At 38.4% G+C, this 1,865-nt stretch carries 1 protein-coding gene, 1 tRNA gene and 1 pseudogene; 1 reads left to right on the forward strand and 2 read right to left on the reverse strand.

The features are described 5' to 3' along the window. Positions 1-124: 124 nt before the first annotated feature. Positions 125-919, reverse strand: a complete 795-nt coding sequence (locus EI162_RS14045) for a glucose 1-dehydrogenase (protein ID WP_192524920.1) — start codon at positions 917-919, stop codon at positions 125-127. A 262-nt stretch (positions 920-1,181) separates the two neighbouring features. Beyond that, positions 1,182-1,256 (reverse strand) — tRNA-Gly (locus EI162_RS14050). Positions 1,257-1,717: 461 nt separating this feature from the next. Between EI162_RS14050 and EI162_RS14055 the strand changes: the two are divergent. Beyond that, positions 1,718-1,865 (forward strand): annotated as a pseudogene (locus EI162_RS14055) (IS982 family transposase); the annotation flags it as partial.

Genomic DNA, 1,865 nt, shown 5'->3' on the forward strand with positions numbered 1-1,865 from the left:
TTCTCGCTTGTGTCTTTATCTGGCTGCCGCTGATTTGAATTCTATACAGCCCCTAATTGCATATCGTTAATTATATAGTGCTGATTTTTTAGAAAAATAATCTATTTTCCGATAGTGCTATTTTCTATTGATTTAGCGTTTGCACACCACCGCCATTAACGAAGATAGTTTGTCCACTTACCCATTCCGATATTGGTGAAGCAAAGTATAGCATCGCACCAGCAATGTCATCGGCCTCGCCTAAACGATTGATTGGCGTATGTGAGAGCATTTTCTTTTCAATCTCTGGTGTCAGTACTGTTTTTAGCGCGTCAGTACGAGTAGCTCCTGGGCCTACTGCATTAATACGTACTTCAGGACCAAAATCATGCGCTAAGTCTGCAACTATGTGATTAACGGCCGCTTTTGAACCTCCATAACCACTCATGTTTGGCTCTTTATCAATACTTGACATAGAAGTGGTAAATACAATTGAACCATAGCCTGATTCTTTCATGTGCGGTACACATAACTGACATAGACGCCAACCACTAAAAACATTGAGCTCAAAATCACGACGGATATCATCGACTGAAATTTTGAATGGGTTCTCTTTACCGCCGCCACCGCCACCAGCGTTATTAATTAGAATGTTAATACTACCCAATTCAGCCACTACTTTTTCTACCATGGCGACCAAATCTTCATCTTTTAAGATATTACATTCGACGGCCAAACCTTTTACGCCATACGCTTCAATATCTTTTACCGCCGCTTTGGCGTCTTCCAATTTCAGATCAGCGATAGCGATGTTTGCCCCAGCTTGTGCCAAGCGTAATGCCGTTGCTTTACCAATCCCGTTTGCACCGCCGGTAACAATGGCAGTTTTTCCAGAGAGGTCAAATAATTCGTTAAATTCTTTATGTTTAAACTCTTGCATCTTGAATCCTTATAATAATTATTAATTAATAAGCTTATTGATTTGTTAGTGGTTAATTCCTCAGTAAGGCTCATTTGTTGTCTATAATTTAAAATGACACCCATTATGTCTAAATACTTAATAAGTATGCACGGTTAAAATCAAATGAATGTGTCAAATCATCCATATTTTGTAACGCTGGTTTGAGCTAATTTTATTAAACTTTAGGCATAAAAAAAGCCCCACAATGAAGTGAGGCTTTAGTGCTTTTTCAAGCCATATTTGGAGCGGGAAAAGAGATTCGAACTCTCGACCCCAACCTTGGCAAGGTTATGCTCTACCACTGAGCTATTCCCGCTTAAATCAATTCGTAAGTTTTAACTACTACGTCTCGATAGGCTGGCTATTTTAGCAAATATTCTGTGCGTGTCAATAGCTTTTTTTAATTTCCTAAAAAACATTACTACCTTTTGCCTTGTATTCAGAAAAAAACTCCGCTAGTTGCTTGATTTTATGGTTTATTCTAACAATCTAGCCAGCAGAAATTATTTTAAACAAATAACCTATTTTTATACTTCTTGCCCTATTCCCTTTTATTAGAGAGGTGAATCTCTGTTAAGTCTTAGCTTTCTATAGCTGATAGCAGCTCATAGGCCGTTCTAAATAAAACCGATACACTGGTAACCACGTGCTACTGTTATCGGTTTTGAAGCAAATCAACTATATAGAAACCCCACTCTCAACATCGAAAGTGATTGAAAAAAGAAGAGCATCTCACTAATCTATTGTTTTCGACCAAGAATACAACGGAGTCATGAGATGCCCATAGACGAATTTATCATCAATATCTATTTAATGGTAGAGCAATATTACAAAATAGTCGTCACTAAACCCTTGCGAGGGGCAGGTTACGCGCCAAAGCTGAGTGATCCTGAGATTATTTGCATGGAACTGGTCGGTGAGTTTT

This window comes from Psychrobacter sp. FME6 (assembly GCF_014861365.1).
GTDB lineage: Bacteria > Pseudomonadota > Gammaproteobacteria > Pseudomonadales > Moraxellaceae > Psychrobacter.

Coding starts and splice junctions, on each gene's coding strand:
- EI162_RS14045 (WP_192524920.1), bottom strand. CDS start 919: ATGCAAGAGTTTAAACATAAAGAATTTAACGAATTATTTGACCTCTCT.